The organism is Enterobacter sp. BNK-34 (assembly GCF_048684445.1).
In the GTDB taxonomy this organism is placed as follows: domain Bacteria; phylum Pseudomonadota; class Gammaproteobacteria; order Enterobacterales; family Enterobacteriaceae; genus Enterobacter; species Enterobacter pseudoroggenkampii.
Genome location: NZ_JBLQUA010000001.1, coordinates 126,255 through 146,667 on the forward strand (window position 1 = coordinate 126,255; position 20,413 = coordinate 146,667).

Genomic DNA, 20,413 nt, shown 5'->3' on the forward strand with positions numbered 1-20,413 from the left:
CTAAATGAGCCAAATCTCTGTTATCTCGAAACTTACTGGCGTAGAAACGAAAATGGAAGGCACACAGGTCACGCTGAGCCATTCCTCCATCGTTGAGCTTCACGTCGAGCGAGCGAGCGTCTCCCACTTCGCGCGAAGTGGTAACGATCTGCTGGTTACGCTGCACTCCGGCGAAGTGATCACTGTAAAAAATTTCTACGTCACGGACGCGCAGGGCGTGAGCCAGCTGGTTCTGCAGGACAGCAACGGCGCGTTATGGTGGATTGAAGATCCGGCTGGCGCCGCCACGTACGAATCTATCGCGTCTACGAACGTGCTGCTTGCGGCGTCAGGAAGTGATGCCGGTGGTGCCGCCTTCTGGCCATGGGCCCTCGGCGGCATTGTCGCTGCAGGAGGTATCGCGGCTGCGGCAAGTACCGGCGGCGGTAGCGGAGATGGCGGTAATAACAATAGCACTAACCCCAACACCCCCGTCGATCCTGCCGATCCGGACACAACGCCGCCGAATGCACCGTCCGGTATTAAGTTCTCTTCAGATGGCAAGACCGTTACCGGTACCGCCGAACCGGGCAGCACTATCACGCTGAAAGACGCGAACGGCAATGTCGTTGGCACCGGAAAAACGGGCAGCGACGGCAACTTTACCGTCTCTCTCGGAACACCGCTGACCAACGGCGAGCAGGTGACTGCCACCGCGACGGATAACGCCGGGAATACCAGCCCGGGCACAACGCTCAACGCGCCGGACATAACCGCGCCCGATGCGCCAACGATTGGCAGTGTAATCGACGATATTGCCCCGCAGACGGGGACGGTGTCCAACGGCGGCAGCACCAACGATCAGCGCCCACAGCTTACCGGCACCGGCGAGGCGGGCTCGACCGTGACGATTTATGACAGCGGAGTCGCTATTGGTACGGCAATCGTCGCCAGCAACGGCACCTGGACCTTTACCCCGTCAGTTGACCTGAGTGAAAGCACTCACCAGATTACCGTGAAGGCAACCGACGCCGCCGGCAACACCGGGCCAGCCTCACCGGTGTTTACTCTTACGGTGGATCTTACTCCGCCGGACGCGCCGACCGCGATTGTGCTGACCGACGATACAGGTCTTATCAGGGGGACCATTACGTCGGGCGCGCCTACGGATGCTTCACTGCCGCTCCTGGCGGGAACGGGCGAGCCAGGTGGAACTATCACCATTTATGATAACGGCGTGGCGATTGGCACAACGACGGTGCAGCCCAACGGTACCTGGAGCGTTACGCCAAACGCTCCGCTGCCGGACGGGACACACTCCATAACCGTCACTGAAACCGATGCGGCCGGAAACCAGAGTACGGCATCAGCACCTGTCACCTTTACTGTGGATACTACCCCGCCGTCAGCCCCTGGAAACCTCGTCGTTTCGAATGATGGCGGCACCATCAGCGGCATTGCAGAGCCGGGCAGCACCGTGACTATCCGTGAAGGCGGCGCACTCGTTGGCAATCCAGTTGTTGCCGATAGCCAGGGTAACTTCAGCCTGACGCTGACCCCGCCGAAGCTCAACGGCGAAATCCTGACCGCTGACGCCACCGACACGGCAGGCAACACCAGTCCAACCACCTCCGCGGCGGCACCGGATATTACCCCGCCGCAGACACCGGTTATCATATCTGTGATTGATGACGTGCAGGCCACCACAGGCCCCGTGGGCCCTAACGGGCTTACAAACGACCGGGCGCCAACCGTTAACGGAACGGGTGAAGCTGGCTCGACCATCACGATCTCCAACGGTAGCGATGTCCTCGGTACGGTGGTTGTTCCCTCCTCTGGCCAGTGGAGCTTTACGCCGCCCACACCGCTGACCGATGGCACGTACGTGCTGACGGCAACGGCGACGGATGCCGCCGGCAACCAGAGCGGAATATCAACCGCATGGACAATTAACGTCGACGGGACGGCACCTGACGCCCCGGTGATTTCACAAGTCGTGGACGATGTGCCCGGTGGAATTGTTGGCTTACTCGGCCCAAATGCCACGACCAACGACTCCACCCCGACGCTCAGCGGTACCGCCGAAGCAAACGCGACGATCAGCCTGCGCGTGGACGGTGTTGAAATTGGCACAACCGTTGCCGATGGTCTCGGCGCATGGACCTTTACGCCGTCCTCGCCAATCGGTGAGGGTCCGCACGCCCTGACCGCCGTCTCGACCGACGCGGCAGGTAACACCAGCGGCGTCTCCAACACCTGGACGCTGACAATTGACAGCGTCGCGCCTGCTGCCCCGGTCATTACCCAGGTGCTGGATGATGTGCCGGAGCGCCTCGGCGCGCTCAACCCCAACGACAGCACCAACGACACCACGCCGACGCTCAACGGCACGGCTGAACCAGGCTCGACGGTCACCATCCGCCTGGATGGTACCGTTCTTGGCACGGCCCCGGTCGACAACAACGGCGTGTGGACCTATACCCCCACCGTGCCGCTTGGGGAGGGGCCTCATACCTTTACCGTTGTCGCCACCGATGCGGCGGGCAACACCAGCCAGCCGTCAAGCGGCTTCACCCTGACCGTCGATACCACACCGCCAACGGCTGCCACCATTGCCACCGTGACCGATGACGTCGGCGGCGTTCAGGGCCCGCTCACCAGCGGCGATACCACCGACGACACCCAGCCGCTGCTGCAGGGCTCCGCTCCGGCGGATGCGGTGATCACCGTCTATGACGGCACAACCCTGCTCGGCACCGCTTCCCTCGACGGCAGCGGCGGCTGGAGCTTTACGCCGGTCACCCCGCTCACCGACGGCCCGCATTCCCTGACGGTTCACGCCACGGATGCCGCCGGCAATACCACTATCTCCAGCCCGTTTGTATTAACGGTGGATACCGTCGCACCTGCCACGCCGGATATCCCGGCAATTACCGTCAATCCTGACGGCGGCACAACGCAAACGCCGCTGAACCCGGGAGAAATCACCCGCGACACCACGCCGACCCTGAGCGGTACCGGCACGGCGGGCGATACCGTGACGATCTACGGCAACGGTGTCAAAATCGGTGACGCTGTCGTGGACAATACCGGCAACTGGTCCTGGACGCCGCCATCCCCCCTGGCTGGCGGCACCTATGACATCACCCTGACCGTCACCAACGTGGACGGCACGGGCAACGAAAGCGCCCCGTCGCAGCCGGTCACCATCACCATTGACACCGACCCGCCGGCTACGCCTGCAGCACCGGTCATTACTGACAGCGTCACCCAGATCACCGGTCCCGTTCCCGATGGCGGCACCACCAACGATCCGCGCCCGGTGCTGAGCGGCACCGGTACGCCGAACGACGTTATCAACATCACTGACACGGTCAACGGCGGCACGCCAACTATCGTTGGTACCGTCACGGTAGACAGCAACGGCAACTGGAGCTGGCGCCCTGACAGTAATATTGCGGAGGGCAGCCACGTCTATACCGCCACCGCCACCGATGAGGCAGGCAACGTCTCTGACCCGTCGGCAGCCATTACGATCACTGTGGATACCGTGGCGCCGGATACGCCAGTGATTGGCGCCGTGGGCGGCGAGCCTAACGGGGGCTACATCACGGATACCACGCCGACAGTGGGCGGAACCGGCGTTAACGGTGAGACAGTGATCGTCTACAACAACGGCGTCGAACTGGGCCGTGTCGTGGTCGCTAACGGAGAATGGAGCCTGACGCTTCCAGTGCAAACGGACGGCCCGCTGAACATTACCGTTGCGGGCGTGGATGCAGCGGGCAACGTCAGCGCGCCGAGTGCGGTCTTTACCGTCACGCTCGATACCGCTGCGCCTGAGATTCCGCAGATTAATGCCGTTTCAGACAGCCAGCTCACCAACAACGTGCTCTACACCCGCGACGGCACGCCGACCCTTACCGGGACCAGTGAACCCGGCACCACCGTTATCGTCTCCATCGACGGTACCCCGTCGGGCGTGCCGGTCACGATACAGCCGGACGGCAGCTGGAGCTGGACGGCAGGCACAACGCTGTCGGATGGCCCGCACACCTTCACCGTCTCTGCTACCGATCCTGCGGGTAACGCCTCCGGAAACTCTGCGCCGCTGAGCGTGACGGTGGACACCGCCGCACCTGCCGACCCGACCAACATGTCCCTGGCACAGGAGGGGACCCCGTTGACCGGTAATGCCGAAGCGGGAACCACCGTTACCGTGAAAGACAGCGGTGGGACCGTCATTGGTACCGGCGTTGTCGCAAGCGACGGCAGCTTCTCCATTGCGCTGAGCCCGGCGCAGCTCGATCCGACCACGCTGACCGTAAGCGCTACCGATGCCGCAGGAAATGCCAGCCCTGGCGCGTCCTTTATCGTTACCGATTCACCGCTCGACCTGCCGCAGGTGCCCGTCATCACGGCGATCAACGATGACGTCGCCCCAATCACGGGCGATGTGAAAGACAAAACCACCAACGACACCACCCCGACCCTCACCGGTACGGCTCAGGCGGGGAGCCAGATCGCTATCTACCTGGACGGTAGCGCGACGCCATTGACGACGGTCACTGCCGACGGCAGCGGCAACTGGAGCTATACGCCAGCCGCGCTTGGCGAGGGGCTACACACCTTTGAGGTGACCGCGACCCTCAATAACCTGACCAGCGGCCGCTCTCCGGCGGCTAGCGTTACCATTGACCTCACCGCACCGGGCACGCCGACCATCGGCGCCGTAATTGACGACGTCGGCCCAGGCACCGGTCCGCTGACCAGCGGGCAGACCACCAACGACAACCAGCCGACCCTCACCGGCACCGGCGCAGCAGGCGATACCATCTCCATCTACAACAACGGCGTGCTGCTGGACAGCGTGGTGATCGGCAATACCGGCACCTGGAGCTACACCACGCCGCCTCTGGCAGAGGGGAATAACGTCCTGACCATCCGCGAGACAGACCCGGCGGGGAATCAGAGCGGTCCTTCTGCGGGCTTCACCGTCGTGGTGGACTCCGTTTCCGCCACGCCGGTCATCACCAACGTTACGGACAATGTCGGTAACGCTGCCACCACGGTGGTCAGCGGCAGCGAAACGAATGACGCCACGCCAACCCTTACAGGGACAGCGGACGCAAACAGCGTGGTCACCATTTTCGACGGCGGCACGCAGATTGCTGTGGTCACGGCTGACAACACAGGTATCTGGACGTTTACCCCTGACACCGCGCTCGGCGAAGGCTCGCACAGCTTCACCGTTCGGGCGACCGATCCGCAGGGCAACGTCAGCGCGGTCTCAGCCCCCTGGAGCGTGGTGGTTGACCTGACGGCACCGACGGTTCCGACGCTGGATACGGTAAACGACAACGTCCCTGGCGGCGTCACGGGCAACCTCACCAGCGGCCAGGTGACCAACGACAGCACCCCAACCATCAGCGGTACCGGGCAGGCGGGCAGCACTATTCACATCATGAATAACGGCACGCAGATTGGTACTGCAACCGTTGACGGAGGCGGCAACTGGTCCTTTACGCCGACCGCGCCGCTGGGCGACGGCAGCTACGCCCTTCGCGTCTATGCAACGGATGCGGCAGGCAACGCCTCGGCGAACTCATCGGTCTTTGCCTTTACCGTTGATACCGCAGCCCCTGGCGTACCGGTAGTGACCAGCGTAATTGACGATGTCGCGCCCGTCACCGGGACGCTCACGTCGGGCAACACGACCAACGACGCGCGTCCGACCTTCAACGGCACGGGCGACGTGGGTGCCACAGTGCACGTGATCGTTGATGGCAGCGAAATTGGCACGGCGGTGGTGAATGCCCAGGGCAACTGGACCTTCACCCCGGGCACCGATCTGGGCGACGGGCCGCACGCAATCACCTTCAACGCCACCGACGTGGCAGGCAATACCGGCAGCACGACGACGCCGTTTAACCTGACGGTGGATACGGGCGTACCGTCGGCGCCGGTCATTTCGACCGCGGGTGACAACGCGGGCAGCATTCAAACCCCGCTCTCTTCCGGGCAGAGCACCGACGATACCACGCCGACGCTGAACGGCACCGCGACCGCCAACGCCACGGTCACCGTTTATGAAAACGGGCAGCCGGTCGGCACCGTTCAGGCGGACGGTACCGGGGCATGGAGCTTTACGCCGTCAGCGCCGCTGGCCAGCGGCAGCCATACCTGGACCGCCACGGTCACCGATGCAGCGGGCAACGTCAGCCCGACCTCGCCGGACTTTACCCTGATTATTGATACCGCGGCACCGAACGCGCCGGTTATCAGCCAGGCGATAGACGACGTGGGCAGCCTCACCGGCCCGCTCACGTCCGGGCAGACAACCGACGACACCGTACCGCGCCTTGTCGGGACCAGTGAACCGTTTGCCACCGTGAAGATCTATGAGGGAACCACGCTTGTCGGAACGGGCACCGCGGATAGCGGCGGGAACTGGAGTATCTTGCTCACCACCACGCTGGCGAGTGGTCCGCACAGCTTTACCGCGCAGGCCACGGATGCGGCAGGCAACACCAGCGTGTCCTCCAGCAGCTTCAGCCTCACTGTCGACACCACGCCGCCTGCGCTGCCGGTGCTGACCAGTATCGTGGATGACGTGGGCAATGCGGCGACGCCGATTGCCAACGGCGGGATCACCAACGACGCGCAGCCAACGCTCAGCGGCACGGCAGAAGCGGGTTCCACGGTGAAAATCTTTGATAACGGCGTGCAAATCGGCAGCGTGACGGCGACCGGTGGGGCGTGGAGCTTTACGCCATCTCCGGCGCTGAGCAACGGCGCGCACAATTTAACCTTTACCGCTACCGATGCGGTAGGCAACGCCAGCGCGCCCACCGCCGGGTATGTGATTAACGTCGATACCCTCCCGCCAGCCGCGCCGGTCATCAGTTCGGTCATTGATGATGTCGGCAGCGTCACCGGGCCGGTGACCGGTACGAATCCGACCAACGACACGCGCCCAACGCTGAGCGGGACAGCCGAAGCGAATGCCACGGTGCGGATCTACGATGGCATCACGCTGGTGGGTACGGTGACCGCCGATGGCAGCGGCAACTGGACCCTGCCGCAAACTACCACCGCGCTGGCGGAAGGCACGCATAACTTCACCGCCACGGCCACCGATGCGGCGGGCAACACCAGCGTGGCGTCCGCCGTGACGACGATTATCGTCGATACGATCGCGCCAACGGCACCGACCGGGACCTTCAACGCTGACGGTAGCGTCCTGTCCGGGACTGCGGAAGCAGGCAGCACCGTCGCTATCCGCCTTGCGGACGGCTCGACGGTGACCGCCACTGCGGGCAGCAACGGCACCTACAGCTACACCTTCATTAACAAACAGACCGAAGGCCAGACGCTGCAGATCACCGCCACCGACGCCGCTGGCAACACCTCGCTGCCGGGCTCTGCCCTTGCGCCGGTGGTGCCGCTCTCCGCCAGCAATAACGTCGAAGAGCTGAACCTCAGCACCACGGCAACCGTGACCAACAGCCAGTACAGCGATTACGGCTTCCTGCTGGTCGGCGCCGTCGGCAACGTCCTGACGCTGCTGGGCAACGATACCGCCCAGGTGAACTTCACGGTGGGCAGCGGCGGCAGCGCGGATATCGTGGTGAACGCCAACGCCACGGGGGCGGTGCTCTCTCTGCTCAATACCCTGGAGCTGGTGGTTCAGCATTACGTCAACGGCGCCTGGACCACCGTGGTGGATACCGGCCAGCCGCAGTTTGCCGATCTGCTGACCCTCGGTGCAACCGGCGTCTCACTGAACCTGACCGGGCTGGCTGACGGCAACTATCGCGTGCTCAGCTACAACACCAACCTGCTGGCGACCGGCTCCTACACCAGCCTCGACGTGGCGGTGAAAGAGACCGGTCCGGGTACGGTCACCGGTGAAACCAGCCTCAACGGCAACGTGATCCTCGATACGGATCCAACCGCCGGCAGCGACAACGCGCCAGCAGGGACCACTATCTCCGCGGTCACTAACGCCCAGGGCGCCACCACCAGCGTGAACGCCGACGGCACGGTGATTCAGGGCCAGTACGGTACGCTGACCATTAACCGCGACGGCAGCTACACCTACAGCCTGACCGACACCAGCGCCGCGGTCATTGGCCGCACGGAGAGCTTCACCTACACCATCACCCATAACGGCGTCAGCGCGTCGGCACAGCTGGTGCTGTCCTTGGGTGCCGGTACGGTAGTCAACGGTATTGTCGCCGTTGACGACACCAACGCCCTGACCTTCGACACCAGCGTGCACGAAGTTAATAACGGCGCCTCGTCTCAGAACGGTTTTACCCTGGTGGGCATTAATCTCGGCAACACGCTGGGGCTTAACCTGCTGGACGACATGACCAACCCGATTATTTACAACGTGGAGGAAGGCACGACCCGCACCATGACCATCCAGGCCTCCGTGGGCGGCGTGGCGCTGGCGTCGGTATTCGATCTGTACGTCTATAAGTTCAACAACGCCACCCAGACCTTCGAGCAGGTTCGCGTCGAGTCGGGCTGGCTGCGCGCCCCGCTGCTGGGGGGCACGTCACCGCAGCTGACGCTAAATCTGCCTGCCGGGGAGTACCTGTTCTTACTCAATACCGCATCGGGGATCGCCGTCCTGACGGGCTACACGCTGAGCGTCCTGCAGGATCATGTCTACAGCGTGGCAAGCATCAGCGAAACCACCACGGGCGACGTGCTGGCGAATGACCCGGTTCCAGCGGGCACGCTGGTTACGGAAGTGAACGGCGTGGCGGTCAACAGCAGCGGCACCACCACCATTCAGGGGGAATACGGCACGCTGACCATCAATGCGTCCGGTCAGTACACCTATACCCTGAGAAGAGGCGTGGGGGCGGACCATATCAGCACGCCGGATACCTTCGTTTACACCGTTACCGCGCTTGACGGCTCGAAGGATACGGCATCGCTCAACATCACTCCAACCGCGCAGGCAATGAATGCGGTCAACGATGTCAGCGCCACGATGGACCTCACCTCGGTGCATCACACGTCGGTCTACTCGGATACCACCGTGGGCGTCGCCAGCTGGACGACGGCCCTGTTCTCATCAACCCAGGGCAGCGGAAGCGGAACCTTCGTGGTCGACCCAAACACCGCGCTGCACAACGCGTCGCTGCACTTTAGCGTGACCTCGGGGCTGGCGCTGGGCGGACTGACGGTGAACTGGTCCATCAGCGACGGCTCGGGCGTCATCCGCAGCGGCTCCTTCAGCGGCGGCTCGCTGCTGGGCGGCAGTATCGACGTTCCGTTGACCGGGCTGGATCTCAACGCCGGGACCTATACGCTGAACTTTACCGGCAGCGTCCCGGGGCTCAGCGTGGGGACCATCACCATCACGCCAAGCGTGAACGGCACCACCTACTCGCTGAGTGATTTTGACGTCACAGGCAGCCACACCGTCAACGGCAACATCTTTGACGGTACCGACTCTGGCGGCGTGCTGGATCAGCTCCACTCGGTGGATACCCGTCTGAGCGTGACCGGTTACAACGGCGTGACCACCACGCTGGATCCGTATACCGGCAGCGCAACGGTGAACATCACCGGCCATTACGGCATCCTGGCGATCGGCGCAGACGGTCATTACACCTATACCCTCAACAGCGGGGTATCGCTCTCAACCATGACCTCGAAGGAGACCTTCAACTACACCCTGACCGATGCCAACGGCAACACGGACAGCGCCACGCTAACCATCAATATGGCGCCGCAGTTCATCAGCTCGGAGCATAACGACGCCATCACCGGTACGGCCTACGGCGATACGCTGATTTACCAGGTGCTGAACAGTACGGTGGGGAATGCCACGGCGGGTAACACCAGCAGCGCCGGAGGCGATCACTGGACAGGGTTCTCGCTGGCGCAGGGAGACAAGATCGACATTGGCGATCTGCTGGTGGGCTGGGACGGTAATACCGCCTCGTTGGGGAACTATATCCATGTCACACAAAGCGGTAGCAACACTGTGATCTCCATCGACCGTGATGGTGCGGGGTCCACCTACACTAATACCACGCTCGTTACGCTTGATAACGTTCAGACCACCTACGACGAGCTTGTTAACCAGCAACACATCATTACCTGATAGCACCTGCAAGAGATGACCCGGGCGCACAGCGCCCGGGCATAACAATAAAGCTTTACTTATTTTATTAGGGACATGACATGGGAATGAAGATGCCTTACTGGTGGCTCTCGTGCTGCCTGATATCTGTGCCCGCTTTCTGTGCGAACCCGGCGGCAACCATCAATACCGGACAGCTTCGCGAAACGCAGGAACTCCCCTCACTCAACGGGCGCGTGGCCCCGGTAGCAGGCAACGCCGCTCCAGGTTCATTGCAGCTTGGCGAGGCCGTCAACCGCGCCGTTACCTGGCACCCGGCCATCAGCGAAGCCGTGGGCAAACTCTACCAGCAGAGCGAAGAGGTGGACGTCGCGAAATCAAAATACTATCCGCAGATTAATGCCGGCGTGGACAACGGTTATTCCCACGATGGCGATCAGAACGGCTTTACGCCGTCGCTGGTGCTTTCTCTCTCACAAATGCTCTACGACTTTGGCAAAGTGGCCAGCCAGGTGCGCGCCGAAAGTGCTGGCGTTGCCCAGCAGCAGGCCAACGTGCTGGTGAGTATCGACACCATCGCCCACGATACCGCCGTTGCCATGGTACAGGTGCAAACCTGGCAGCAGATGGTCGACACCGCCAAAGAGCAGCTTGAAGCCCTCTCTTCCATCGGCACGCTGACCCGCCAGCGTAACGACGAGGGCGCCACGTCGCTCTCTGACGTGGTGCAGACCGATGCACGTATCGAAGGTGCGCGCGCCCAGCTGATGCAGTACCAGGCCAGCCTGGACAGCGCCCGCGCCACGCTGATGAGCTTTCTCGGCTGGAACAGCCTGAACACGATCAGCAACGACTTTCCGCAAAAGCTGGGCCGGAGCTGCGATATCGCCGAGCCGGACGACCGTCTGGTTCCCGCCGTTCTCGCTGCATGGGCGCAGGCTAACGTCGCCCAGGCTAACCTCGACTACGCCGACGCGCAGATGACGCCAACCGTCTCGCTGGAGCCGGAGGTGCGTCACTACATGAACGACCGCTATGCGGGCAGCGAAACGCGGGATCGCACCCAGTATTCCGCCTGGGTGAAAGTGCAGATGCCGCTCTATCAGGGCGGCGGCCTCACCGCCCGGCGTAACGCTGCCGGACACGCGGTGGAGGCGGCGCAGTCCACCATTCAGCGCACGCGCCTTGATGTCCGCCAGAAACTGCTGGAAGCCCGTAGCCAGGTGATGAGCCTGCAAAGCACGCTGCAAATCCAGGGCCGTCAGGAAGCCCTCAGCGCCCGCACCCGTGAGCTGTACCAGCAGCAATATCTTGACCTCGGCTCGCGCCCGCTGCTCGACGTGCTCAACGCCGAACAGGAGGTCTATCAGGCGCGCTTCACCCAGCAGCAGACCCTCGGTCAGCTGCACCAGCTGCAGCTCAACTGCCTGTATAACACCGGACAGTTGCGTCATGCGTTCGATCTTGATAACCGCACCATCCAGACCGTGGAGATCCAGCCATGAAGCAGCGTGATATCCCGCAGGGTGAAAACATGACGGATGAGGCGCTGGCGCAGTGGGCGCAGGCCTTTGGCTTTATCGCCACCCGCTACCGCGTCGCCTGCTCGCCCGGCGCGCTGATCGCAGGCGCACCGTGGCTGAAAGGCAAACCGATGGTACCCGCCCTCACCCAGCTGGCGCGTGAGGCGGGGCTGTCGTTTCAACTGCTCACCGCTGACCAGCAGTCGATCAACAGCTGGCGTCTGCCGGTGGTGGTGGCGCTGAATGACGGCCGGGTCGGCGCGATCGAGCACTTCGACGGCGATGACACGCTGGAAGTCAGCTTTTTCGGCGATGAGACCTACACCAACCGGCTGTCGATGACGGCGATGCTGCCCGCTATCCGCCACGTTATTGCCCTGCGTCCACTTGCCGCGCTGAAGGACAGCCGCGTGGACGCCTATATCTCAAAATACCGACCGGACTGGCTCTACCGGCTGGTGATGCGCGATCTCCGCCCCTACAGCTGGGTAATGCTGGCCGCGCTGTTTATCAACGTGCTGTCGCTTTCCGGGATCGTCTTTTCCATGCAGGTCTATGACCGGGTGATCCCCGCCCAGTCCTACCCGACGCTGTACGTCCTGACCATCGGGGTGCTGATCGCCACCCTGTTTGGCTTTGTGCTGCGCGTGGCGCGCGGTCACATTATGGATCTGCTGGGCAAGCGCTCGGATATGCGCGTCTCGGATCGCGTATTCGGCCACGCGCTGCGGCTGCGCAACAGCGCGATTCCCCGATCCACCGGGAGCTTTATCTCACAGCTGCGCGAGCTGGAGCAGATCCGTGAGATGGTCACCTCGTCCACCATCTCGACGATTGTCGACCTGCCCTTCTTTTTACTGTTCGTGGTGGTGCTGGCGATCATCGCCCCGCAGCTGGCGTGGATCGCCCCGGTCGCGGCGGTGATCATGGTCCTGCCCGGCCTGCTGCTGCAGAAGAAGCTGGCGGAGCTGGCAAAGCAGTCGGCTCATGAATCGACCCTGCGCAACGCGGTGCTGGTGGAGAGCGTGCAGGGGCTGGAGGACATCAAGCTGATGCAGGCGGAAAACCGCTTTTTGCAGCAGTGGAACAGCTATATCCAGATCACCGCCGAATCCGGCCTGCGCACCCGCGAGCTTACGCAGAACCTGATTAGCTGGGGGATGACCATCCAGAGCCTGGTCTACGCCGCCGTGATTGTGGTCGGCGCCCCGATGGTGATCGACGGCACCCTGACCACCGGCTCTGTGGTCGCCGCGTCGATGCTGGCCTCCCGCATGATCGCCCCGATGGCGACGCTGTGCGGCGTGCTGGCGCGCTGGCAGCAGGTCAAAGCGGCAAAAGAGGGGCTGGACAGCATCATGCAGCTTCCCACCGAAAACCAGCGTGAGGAGACGCCGATCCGCCAGGACGTGCTGCGCGGTCACTACCTGTTCGAGCAGGCGCAGTTCCGCTATCAGCCGGACGATCCGCGTATGGCGCTGCGCATTAACCGGCTGGAGATCCGCCCGGGTGAGAAAGTGGCGATCCTCGGGCGCAACGGCGCGGGCAAATCGACCCTGCTGCAGGCCATGGCGGGCGGGATGGATCTGGCAGCCGGCGAGCTGCGACTTGATAACTTCAGCCTGCCGCATCTCGACGTTGCCGACGTCCGGCGCAACGTCGGCTTTATGACCCAGAATGCGCGTCTGTTTTACGGCACCCTGCGCGAAAACATTACCCTCGGCATGCCGCGCGCTACCGACGAAGAGATCTTTGAGGCGCTGGAGCTGACCGGCGCGGCAGGCTTTGTGCAGAAGCTGCCCAAAGGGCTGGACTACCCGATCATGGAAAACGGCGTGGGGTTATCCGGCGGGCAGCGCCAGTCGATTCTGCTGGCACGAATGCTCCTGCGCGATCCGAATATCGTGCTGATGGATGAACCCACCGCGTCGCTCGACGAGCACACCGAGCGGGAATTCATCCAGCGGCTGGGCGACTGGCTCGGGCACCGCACCCTGATTGTCGCCACGCATCGCGTCCCGGTGCTGGAGCTGGTGGAGCGCGTCGTGGTGTTGAAAGAGGGGATGCTGGTGATGGACGCGCCAAAAGCCCAGGCGCTGAACAACAGCCGTATGCAGCAACAGCAGCAGGCAGCAACCGGACGGGAGTGGAAAAATGAAAATCAGTCAGCGTGACGTGGCGGCAATGGACGATCTGGATAACGCCCTCGACTCCGAAAGCGGCTACACCGGCGCGCGTCGGATCGTGATCTTCTCGCTGCTGATGTTCGTGGCGCTGGGCGTCTGGGCGTGGTTTGGCATGCTGGATGAGGTGTCAACCGGCTCGGGTAAAGTGATCCCCAGCTCGCGCGAGCAGGTTTTACAGTCGCTGGACGGGGGGATCCTCACCGAGCTGAACGTCCACGAGGGGGATCAGGTGCAGGCCGGACAGGTGCTGGCGCGGCTTGATCCTACCCGTTCCGAATCAAACGTCGGCGAAAGCGCGGCGCGCTACCGGGCTTCACTGGCCTCCAGCGCCCGCCTGTACGCCGAGGTGAACGATCTCCCGCTGAAGTTTCCCCCTTCGCTGGCAAAATGGCCGGATCTGATTGCCGACGAAACGCGGCTGTACAACTCGCGCCGCGCGCAGCTGGAGGATACCCAGCGGGAGCTGCGCGCCGCGTTAGATCTCGCCAATAAAGAGCTGGCCATCACCCAGCGTCTGGTGAAAACCGGGGCCGCCAGCCACGTGGAGGTGCTGCGCCTGCAGCGGCAGAAAAGCGATCTGGAGCTGAAGCTCACCGACGTGCGCTCGCAGTATTACGTCCAGGCGCGCGAGGCGCTCTCCAAGGCCAACGCGGAGGTGGATATGGTTTCGGCCATCCTCAAGGGCCGCCAGGATTCCGTCACCCGTCTGACGGTAAAATCCCCGGTGCGCGGGATCGTCAAAAACATCAAGGTCACCACCATCGGCGGGGTGATCCCGCCCAACGGCGAGCTGATGGAAATTGTGCCGGTAGACGATCACCTGCTGATTGAAACCCGCCTGTCGCCGCGCGACATCGCCTTTATCCACCCGAACCAGGAGGCGCTGGTGAAGATCACCGCCTACGATTACGCCATTTACGGCGGGCTGCACGGGGTCGTGGAGACGATTTCTCCGGATACCATCCAGGACGAGGCCAAGCCGGAGGTGTTCTATTACCGGGTGTTTATCCGCACCAGCCAGGATTACCTGGTGAATAAGGCGGGCAGGCACTTCTCGATTGTGCCGGGGATGATTGCCACGGTGGACATTAAGACCGGCGAGAAAACGGTGCTGGATTATCTGATTAAGCCGTTTAACCGGGCGAAAGAGGCGCTGAGGGAGCGGTAGTCAATCGCCGGGTGGCGGCTTCGCCTTACCCGGCCTACATTGTAAAGCTCAGCGGGACGTGGGGAGGGCATCAGACCGCAACATCGCCCACTGCCCCGGCGTTTTACCGGTCCATGCTCTGAAAACCTCAATAAATGCGCTGACGCTGCTGTAGCCGCAGGACAGCGCAATCCACCCTACCGGCTTCCCCGCCGCCAGCCACTCCATTGCCCGCATGACGCGTGCCAGCTGCCGCCAGTTAACAAAGTTCATTCCGGTCTGGGCACTAAACCGACGGTTGAACGTACGCACGCTCATCCCCGCACGGCGGGCATGGCTCTCGACCGTCTGGTTATCATCGACAAACTGCAGCAAATGGCTGACCACGTTCTTCAGACGCGGATCCGTCGGCACGGGAAGAGAAAAGTGAATCTGGGGCGTCAGGGCAAGCTCATCCAGCAGCAAAGTCAGCTTTCGCGGATCGTACTCACTCTCTGCACCACATAAACGGGAAAACAGTGCATGAGTGAGATCGTCGGGCTCGAACAGCGCGGGCGCATCGGGAAGCCCTGCACAGCAGGCGGGGTCAAGATAGATGGCGCAGCCTTCTATCGCACTTTCAGAAAAAGCGGCGTGCTGCTGACCTGGCGGGATCCAGCCGATGTGTTTTGCCGGTACGACCGAGCGCGCCTGCTGCGTCTCAATGACCAACAGACCCGTTGCAATGCGCCACAGCTGGCCGGTGCGATGACTATGCCACGGTGTTCGATACCCGCCGGGATGACGGAGCGTTTCAAAACTGACCATCTCATTTTGACCGAAAATCGTTATTCATCGACATATTACAGAAACCACGTCTTCGGCTGTCAAGGATAATGGGGACTCAACCACATAAGGAGCCCGTATGAGCATTATCACGTCCCTGGTAGCCCAGCCTGACAACGCCGCGCAGCGCGAAAAGATGGCGTGCCTGTTAACCTGCTTATTCAACGGCGATATCGATCCGGCAGAGGTATTTACGCCCGATTACCAGCAGTTTACGGACGGTCACGCGCTTGACTACCGGGGTTTTGTCCAGCATCTGAGCCACGTCAGCTCACAGATCCGCACGATCGCCTTTACCGTGGTGGAGATAGCCTGTCATGACGAACTTCTGGCTGACCGGCATATCGTGACGGTCACATATCCCGATGGTCGTCAGGCAGAGATCGAGGTTTACCTGTTTGCCGCGCTGCGTGAAGGGAAAATCTGGCGGATCCATGAAGTCACGCGAGCACTCAGCGGCGATGCTGCAGACCGCACGCTGGCACACGCGACAGAATAACATCACTCAGCCGGGCGCGGTGCGGCGCTGTTATACACGCCAATATAGCGCGCAAATTTCCCAATAAACACACCGGCAAACACGCCGCCGGAGACGATCGCCAGCGCGCTCATGGCGGGCTGCTGCATCGTCTGGGGAGAGACAGCGCTCATCACGCCCAGCACATACTTGACCCCGAACGCCAGCATCATAAACGGCAGCGCGGTGTAGTCTGCCTGGCGGAAAAGGGTGCGCGGCGCCTCTGCGCGGGTGATAACCGCCTGCTTAATCAGGAAATACCCCAGCGCGGCCCCGGCGAGGATCCCCGCCGTCCACAATGCGACAGACCCGGGGGTTAACGTGCGGTAGACCACCAGATCGTAGATATCCCAGAGAAGAAAGATAGCGGGAATGATGGCAAGCCTCTCCAGCGTAACGGTAGCGGGCCTGCGGGCTTTAATGCCGCGAGAGATGAGGAAGATAAACAGCACCCACACCCAGACGGGCGTGTGGGTAACGACACCGATCAGAAATTCAAACATGGAACTCACCATGAACGATAGCGGCCCGTGCCGCCCTGAACGCGTATTGCGCATAACGGCAGGAAAGCCATTATGCGCAGCTCTTTTAGAGCGATTTTTTCAGGCGTTGAACCGCCTCTTTCAGATCTTCATCCGTTGGCGTCACAAATGACATGCGCAGCGTCGTTGGGTCTGGCTCATTGCAGTAGAAAAACTCGCCAGGCACAAATACTACGCCGTTGCTTAACGTTTTTTCAAGCCAGCGGGTGGTGTTACTACCATTATTCATCTTCGCCCACAGGAACATCCCGCCCTTCGGCTTGTGGAACGACATCACGTCGCCCAGCTCGGCCTCCAGCTCGGTTGCGAACGTCTGGTATTTCTGGCGATAGGCTTCGCGGATCATTTTAATCTGATCGGCCAGACGACCGGTTTTCAGGTATTCATACGTCATCAGCTGCGACAGCGTGCTGGTGTGCAGATCGGTGGTTTGCTTAAGGTTCACTACCGCGCGCTTCAGCCATTCCGGCACCAGCACCCAGCCTACGCGAGTACCCGGCGCGAGTATTTTAGAGAAGGTCGAGGTATACACCACGTTCTCTTCATTGCCGATATCTTTGGCATGGGCGATTAACGGGCGGAAGACTTCATCGGTATAATTAATTTCGCTGTACGGATCGTCTTCAATAATCACGAAGTCATAGCGCTTCGATAATTCCACCAGCTGCTTACGGCGCGCTTCGGAAAGCGTAACGCCGCCAGGGTTACCAAAGGTTGGAACGATATACACCGCTTTGATGGCTTTCTTTGCCACCAGGGCCTCAAGTTCGTCCACCTTCATACCGTCGCCGTCGGTGCCAACGGATTCAAAATTCGCCTGCGCCAGGCCGAAGACCTGCAGCGCGGCAAGATAGGTTGGACGCTCAACCACAACGGTTTCACCCGGGTTGATTAACGCACGCGCCAGCACGTCAAGAGATTGCTGCGAGCCGGAAGTAATAACGACATCATCGGCCTTACAGGCGATACCGCGCCCCTCGCAGATGCGTTTAATTTCCTCGCGCAGTCCCGGTACGCCTTCCGTCAGGCCGTACTGGAACGCCTCGCTAAAATGCTGAGATAAGACGGCATCGGCAGCAATTTTAAGCCCTTCGTGATCGAACAGATCGGGATTAGGAATACCCCCGCCCAGCGATATCACCCCTGCCATTTTGCTATGTTTTAATAATTCACGGATGGCAGATGATTGCAGGCCCTGCGCGCTGCTGGCGAGTTTGTTTGCAGACATTCTTTGATTACCTTCTTTTTTTATATTGTGCCCAATCTTAGCAGAATATGGGCGATAAATTCCGTAAGCTTAGGCAGTTGACGTAAATCCTGACGCCACAATAAATGCACCGGCCTTGGCGCGGGCGTGAACGGCTCAAGCACGCGCACCAGCCTGCCGCTTGCCAGCTCTTCCGCCACCAGCACTTCCGGTTGCAGCAACAGCCCCGCCCCGGCCCGCGCCGCCATGCGTAAGCCGTAGCCGTCGTTACATCTTAAGATCGCATCCCGCTTCCAGCGCACCTCTCCTTCCACGCCCGGCAGCCGCCACTCGTTACGTGCAGTCCACACCGTGTGCGAAAGACAGAGATGATCCACCAGATCGTCTGGCGTTTGCGGCGTGCCGTGTCGCGCTAAATAGTCCGGTGCGGCGCAGATCACCATGTTGTAGGGGCACAGGTATTTCGCCACCAGATCGTCATTACGAACGTCACCAATGCGAATGGCCAGATCGACGCCCTCCTCCACCAGATCGACCATCCGGTTGGTGAGATCCAGCTCGATGCGTACCTCCGGGTAGCGCTGCAAAAAGGTGGCCGTCAGCGGGGCAATCACGCAGCCGCCAAACGACGTGGGTGCCGTGACGCGCAACGTTCCGGCAGGTGCAGCACGGAGCCGCTCGACTGCATTCTCAGCAATGGAGACCTGCTCCAGCACCCGCTTCGCCTCGTCGAAATAGACGCGTCCGGCATCCGTCAGGCTCTGACGGCGCGTGTTACGCTCCAGCAGGCGGGTACCAAGCTGTGATTCCAGCAGCGCAACGTACTTGCCCACCATCACCGCCGACATCTCCAGCCGTGCCGCCGCACCGGTAAAGCTGCCGCTTTCCACCACGGCAATAAACGTCTCCATGCTGCGAAGCTTATCCATATTCCAAACTCCTGGTTAGCAATCTTCTAACTTTAGCCCAGTTTATCTGCATTTTTATTTATTAAAGAATAAAGGCTCACAACAGAAGGAGTCAGCTATGAAAATCGTCATTATTGGTGCCAGCGGTACGGTCGGTCGTGCGGTAACGGAAGAGCTGAGTCGTCGCCACGAGGTCATCCGCGTCGGCCGCACGCAGGGCGACGAGCAGGTGGATATTACCTCGCAGGCGAGCGTCCAGGCGCTGTTCGAGAAAATCGGCCCGGTAGATGCGATTGTGTCCGCCAGTGGTGGCCTCTATTTCGGCCCACTCTCGACCATGAAAGACAGCGACTTTAACCAGGGGCTGCAGGATAAACTGCTCGGGCAGGTGCGCCTGGCGCTGACCGGCCAGCACTACCTGAATGAAGGCGGCTCGATTACGTTGATAAGTGGGATCGTGGCGCACGAGCCGATTGCGCAGGGCGTGAACGCCACCACGGTGAATGCCGCGCTGGAAGGGTTTGTTCGCGCGGCAGCCTGCGAACTGCCGCGCGGGATCCGCATCAACCTGATTAGCCCGACGGTCCTCACCGAATCCGTCGAGACGTACGACGGCTTCTTCCCGGGTTTTGAAAGCGTTCCCGCCGCGACCGTGGCGCAGGCCTACCGCCGCAGCGTGGAAGGCGTGCAGAGCGGACGCGTGTATAAAGTGGGTTACTGAGCCTTACGGGCGGCGATTAGCACCAGCATCGGGCGCTCCGCCTCTTCGGCCAGCGCGGGCCAGGCGTCAATCTGCGCCTGCGTTGGCCCCCATTCGTTGACCTCGCTTATCGTTAATCCAGCCCTGATGAGCGCGTTAAGCGTGGTGCCCAGCGTGCGGTGATATTTGATCACCCCGTCCGCCAGCCAGTTGCTGACGCGCTGGCCTTCGTCCTGATAACGATTCACGCCCCAGAACCGCTCGCCGCTATCGTCGGTCAGCCAGCCCTGACGGGAGGCGCAGGTGTATATTGGGTGCTCCATCGAAAAGACCAGGCTGCCGCCGGGCTTAAGCGCGCGCTGAACCTTCGCAAACAGGGTATCCAGCTCCGGCAGGTAGTGCAGCGCCAGAGAGCTGTAGACCAGATCGATACTGTTCTCGTTGAGCTTGAGTGATTCCAGATCGCTACGCTGATAGTGAATCCGTGCGTCGTCAGTCAGTTCAGCCGCGCGGGCGAGCATCTTTTCGGAGATATCAACGCCCGTGACGTCAGCAGCGCCCAGCTCGCGCGCGGCGCGGCAGAACCAGCCGTAGCCGCAGCCGAGATCGACAACCGATTTACCGGTTAAATCCGGCAGCATGCTTTTTAGTACAGGCCACTCCGGCGCGCCGTCCAGACCCTGTACCGAGCGCGGAAGCTGGGCGTAGCCTTCAAAAAACGCCGGGTTGTCGTAGATGTTTTGTGCCATGGCAGATCCCTCTTTAAGA

The 20,413-nt window shown here is 61.5% G+C and carries 11 protein-coding genes; 6 read left to right on the forward strand and 5 right to left on the reverse strand.

Annotated elements, in window-relative coordinates; all coding sequences use genetic code 11:
• The first annotated feature begins 4 nt into the window (after nt 1–4).
• From ACMGG5_RS00750 to ACMGG5_RS00765, 4 genes are all read left to right on the forward strand, one after another.
• Nucleotides 5–10,111 carry a BapA/Bap/LapF family large adhesin gene (locus ACMGG5_RS00750; protein ID WP_420277338.1) on the forward strand — a complete coding sequence of 3,369 codons (10,107 nt, stop codon included), beginning with the start codon at nt 5–7 and terminating at the stop codon, nt 10,109–10,111.
• An 80-nt stretch (nt 10,112–10,191) separates the two neighbouring features.
• Nucleotides 10,192–11,595, forward strand: coding sequence for a TolC family outer membrane protein (locus ACMGG5_RS00755; protein WP_032647949.1), 1,404 nt, complete (start codon nt 10,192–10,194; stop codon nt 11,593–11,595).
• Nucleotides 11,592–13,787 (forward strand): type I secretion system permease/ATPase, encoded by a 2,196-nt coding sequence (locus ACMGG5_RS00760; protein ID WP_267215517.1) that lies wholly within the window; start codon nt 11,592–11,594, stop codon nt 13,785–13,787. The genes ACMGG5_RS00755 and ACMGG5_RS00760 overlap by 4 nt, the downstream gene beginning before the upstream one ends.
• Nucleotides 13,788–13,797: 10 nt before the next feature.
• Nucleotides 13,798–14,967, forward strand: a complete 1,170-nt coding sequence (locus tag ACMGG5_RS00765; RefSeq protein WP_152680680.1) for an HlyD family efflux transporter periplasmic adaptor subunit — start codon at nt 13,798–13,800, stop codon at nt 14,965–14,967.
• A 48-nt stretch (nt 14,968–15,015) separates the two neighbouring features.
• On the opposite strand, the gene ACMGG5_RS00770 is transcribed toward ACMGG5_RS00765, so the two are convergent.
• A complete protein-coding gene (locus ACMGG5_RS00770; RefSeq protein ID WP_407821322.1) occupies nt 15,016–15,753 on the reverse strand; it encodes an AraC family transcriptional regulator in 738 nt (245 codons plus the stop codon).
• A gap of 97 nt (nt 15,754–15,850) precedes the next feature.
• On the opposite strand from ACMGG5_RS00770, the gene ACMGG5_RS00775 reads away from it, so the two are divergent.
• Complete coding sequence (locus tag ACMGG5_RS00775) at nt 15,851–16,270, forward strand: nuclear transport factor 2 family protein (protein WP_407821321.1); 420 nt, start codon at nt 15,851–15,853, stop codon at nt 16,268–16,270.
• Nucleotides 16,271–16,272: 2 nt separating this feature from the next.
• Here ACMGG5_RS00775 and ACMGG5_RS00780 read toward each other — a convergent pair whose 3' ends face one another.
• The 3 genes from ACMGG5_RS00780 to ACMGG5_RS00790 all read right to left on the reverse strand — a co-directional run bounded on the left by ACMGG5_RS00780 (nt 16,273) and on the right by ACMGG5_RS00790 (nt 18,966).
• Nucleotides 16,273–16,791, reverse strand: a complete 519-nt coding sequence (locus tag ACMGG5_RS00780) for a DUF6622 family protein (RefSeq protein WP_024907665.1) — start codon at nt 16,789–16,791, stop codon at nt 16,273–16,275.
• A gap of 85 nt (nt 16,792–16,876) precedes the next feature.
• Complete coding sequence (locus tag ACMGG5_RS00785) at nt 16,877–18,058, reverse strand: PLP-dependent aminotransferase family protein (RefSeq protein WP_420277340.1); 1,182 nt, start codon at nt 18,056–18,058, stop codon at nt 16,877–16,879.
• 20 nt (nt 18,059–18,078) lie between these two features.
• Complete coding sequence (locus ACMGG5_RS00790; RefSeq protein WP_208763204.1) at nt 18,079–18,966, reverse strand: LysR family transcriptional regulator; 888 nt, start codon at nt 18,964–18,966, stop codon at nt 18,079–18,081.
• A 97-nt stretch (nt 18,967–19,063) separates the two neighbouring features.
• On the opposite strand from ACMGG5_RS00790, the gene ACMGG5_RS00795 reads away from it, so the two are divergent.
• A complete protein-coding gene (locus ACMGG5_RS00795) occupies nt 19,064–19,666 on the forward strand; it encodes a short chain dehydrogenase (RefSeq protein WP_420277341.1) in 603 nt (200 codons plus the stop codon).
• On the opposite strand, the gene ACMGG5_RS00800 is transcribed toward ACMGG5_RS00795, so the two are convergent.
• Nucleotides 19,660–20,394 (reverse strand): class I SAM-dependent methyltransferase, encoded by a 735-nt coding sequence (locus ACMGG5_RS00800; protein WP_267217516.1) that lies wholly within the window; start codon nt 20,392–20,394, stop codon nt 19,660–19,662. The genes ACMGG5_RS00795 and ACMGG5_RS00800 overlap by 7 nt on opposite strands.
• Nucleotides 20,395–20,413: the final 19 nt, after the last annotated feature.

Excerpts from the sequence above, each read along its gene's own strand:
- ACMGG5_RS00760 (WP_267215517.1), top strand. The coding sequence starts at position 11,592 with ATGAAGCAGCGTGATATCCCGCAGGGTGAAAACATGACGGATGAGGCG.
- ACMGG5_RS00785 (WP_420277340.1), bottom strand. The coding sequence starts at position 18,058 with ATGTCTGCAAACAAACTCGCCAGCAGCGCGCAGGGCCTGCAATCATCT.
- ACMGG5_RS00790 (WP_208763204.1), bottom strand. The coding sequence starts at position 18,966 with ATGGATAAGCTTCGCAGCATGGAGACGTTTATTGCCGTGGTGGAAAGC.
- ACMGG5_RS00795 (WP_420277341.1), top strand. The coding sequence starts at position 19,064 with ATGAAAATCGTCATTATTGGTGCCAGCGGTACGGTCGGTCGTGCGGTA.
- ACMGG5_RS00775 (WP_407821321.1), top strand. The coding sequence starts at position 15,851 with ATGAGCATTATCACGTCCCTGGTAGCCCAGCCTGACAACGCCGCGCAG.
- ACMGG5_RS00755 (WP_032647949.1), top strand. The coding sequence starts at position 10,192 with ATGGGAATGAAGATGCCTTACTGGTGGCTCTCGTGCTGCCTGATATCT.
- ACMGG5_RS00750 (WP_420277338.1), top strand. The coding sequence starts at position 5 with ATGAGCCAAATCTCTGTTATCTCGAAACTTACTGGCGTAGAAACGAAA.
- ACMGG5_RS00765 (WP_152680680.1), top strand. The coding sequence starts at position 13,798 with ATGGACGATCTGGATAACGCCCTCGACTCCGAAAGCGGCTACACCGGC.
- ACMGG5_RS00800 (WP_267217516.1), bottom strand. The coding sequence starts at position 20,394 with ATGGCACAAAACATCTACGACAACCCGGCGTTTTTTGAAGGCTACGCC.
- ACMGG5_RS00770 (WP_407821322.1), bottom strand. The coding sequence starts at position 15,753 with ATGGTCAGTTTTGAAACGCTCCGTCATCCCGGCGGGTATCGAACACCG.
- ACMGG5_RS00780 (WP_024907665.1), bottom strand. The coding sequence starts at position 16,791 with ATGTTTGAATTTCTGATCGGTGTCGTTACCCACACGCCCGTCTGGGTG.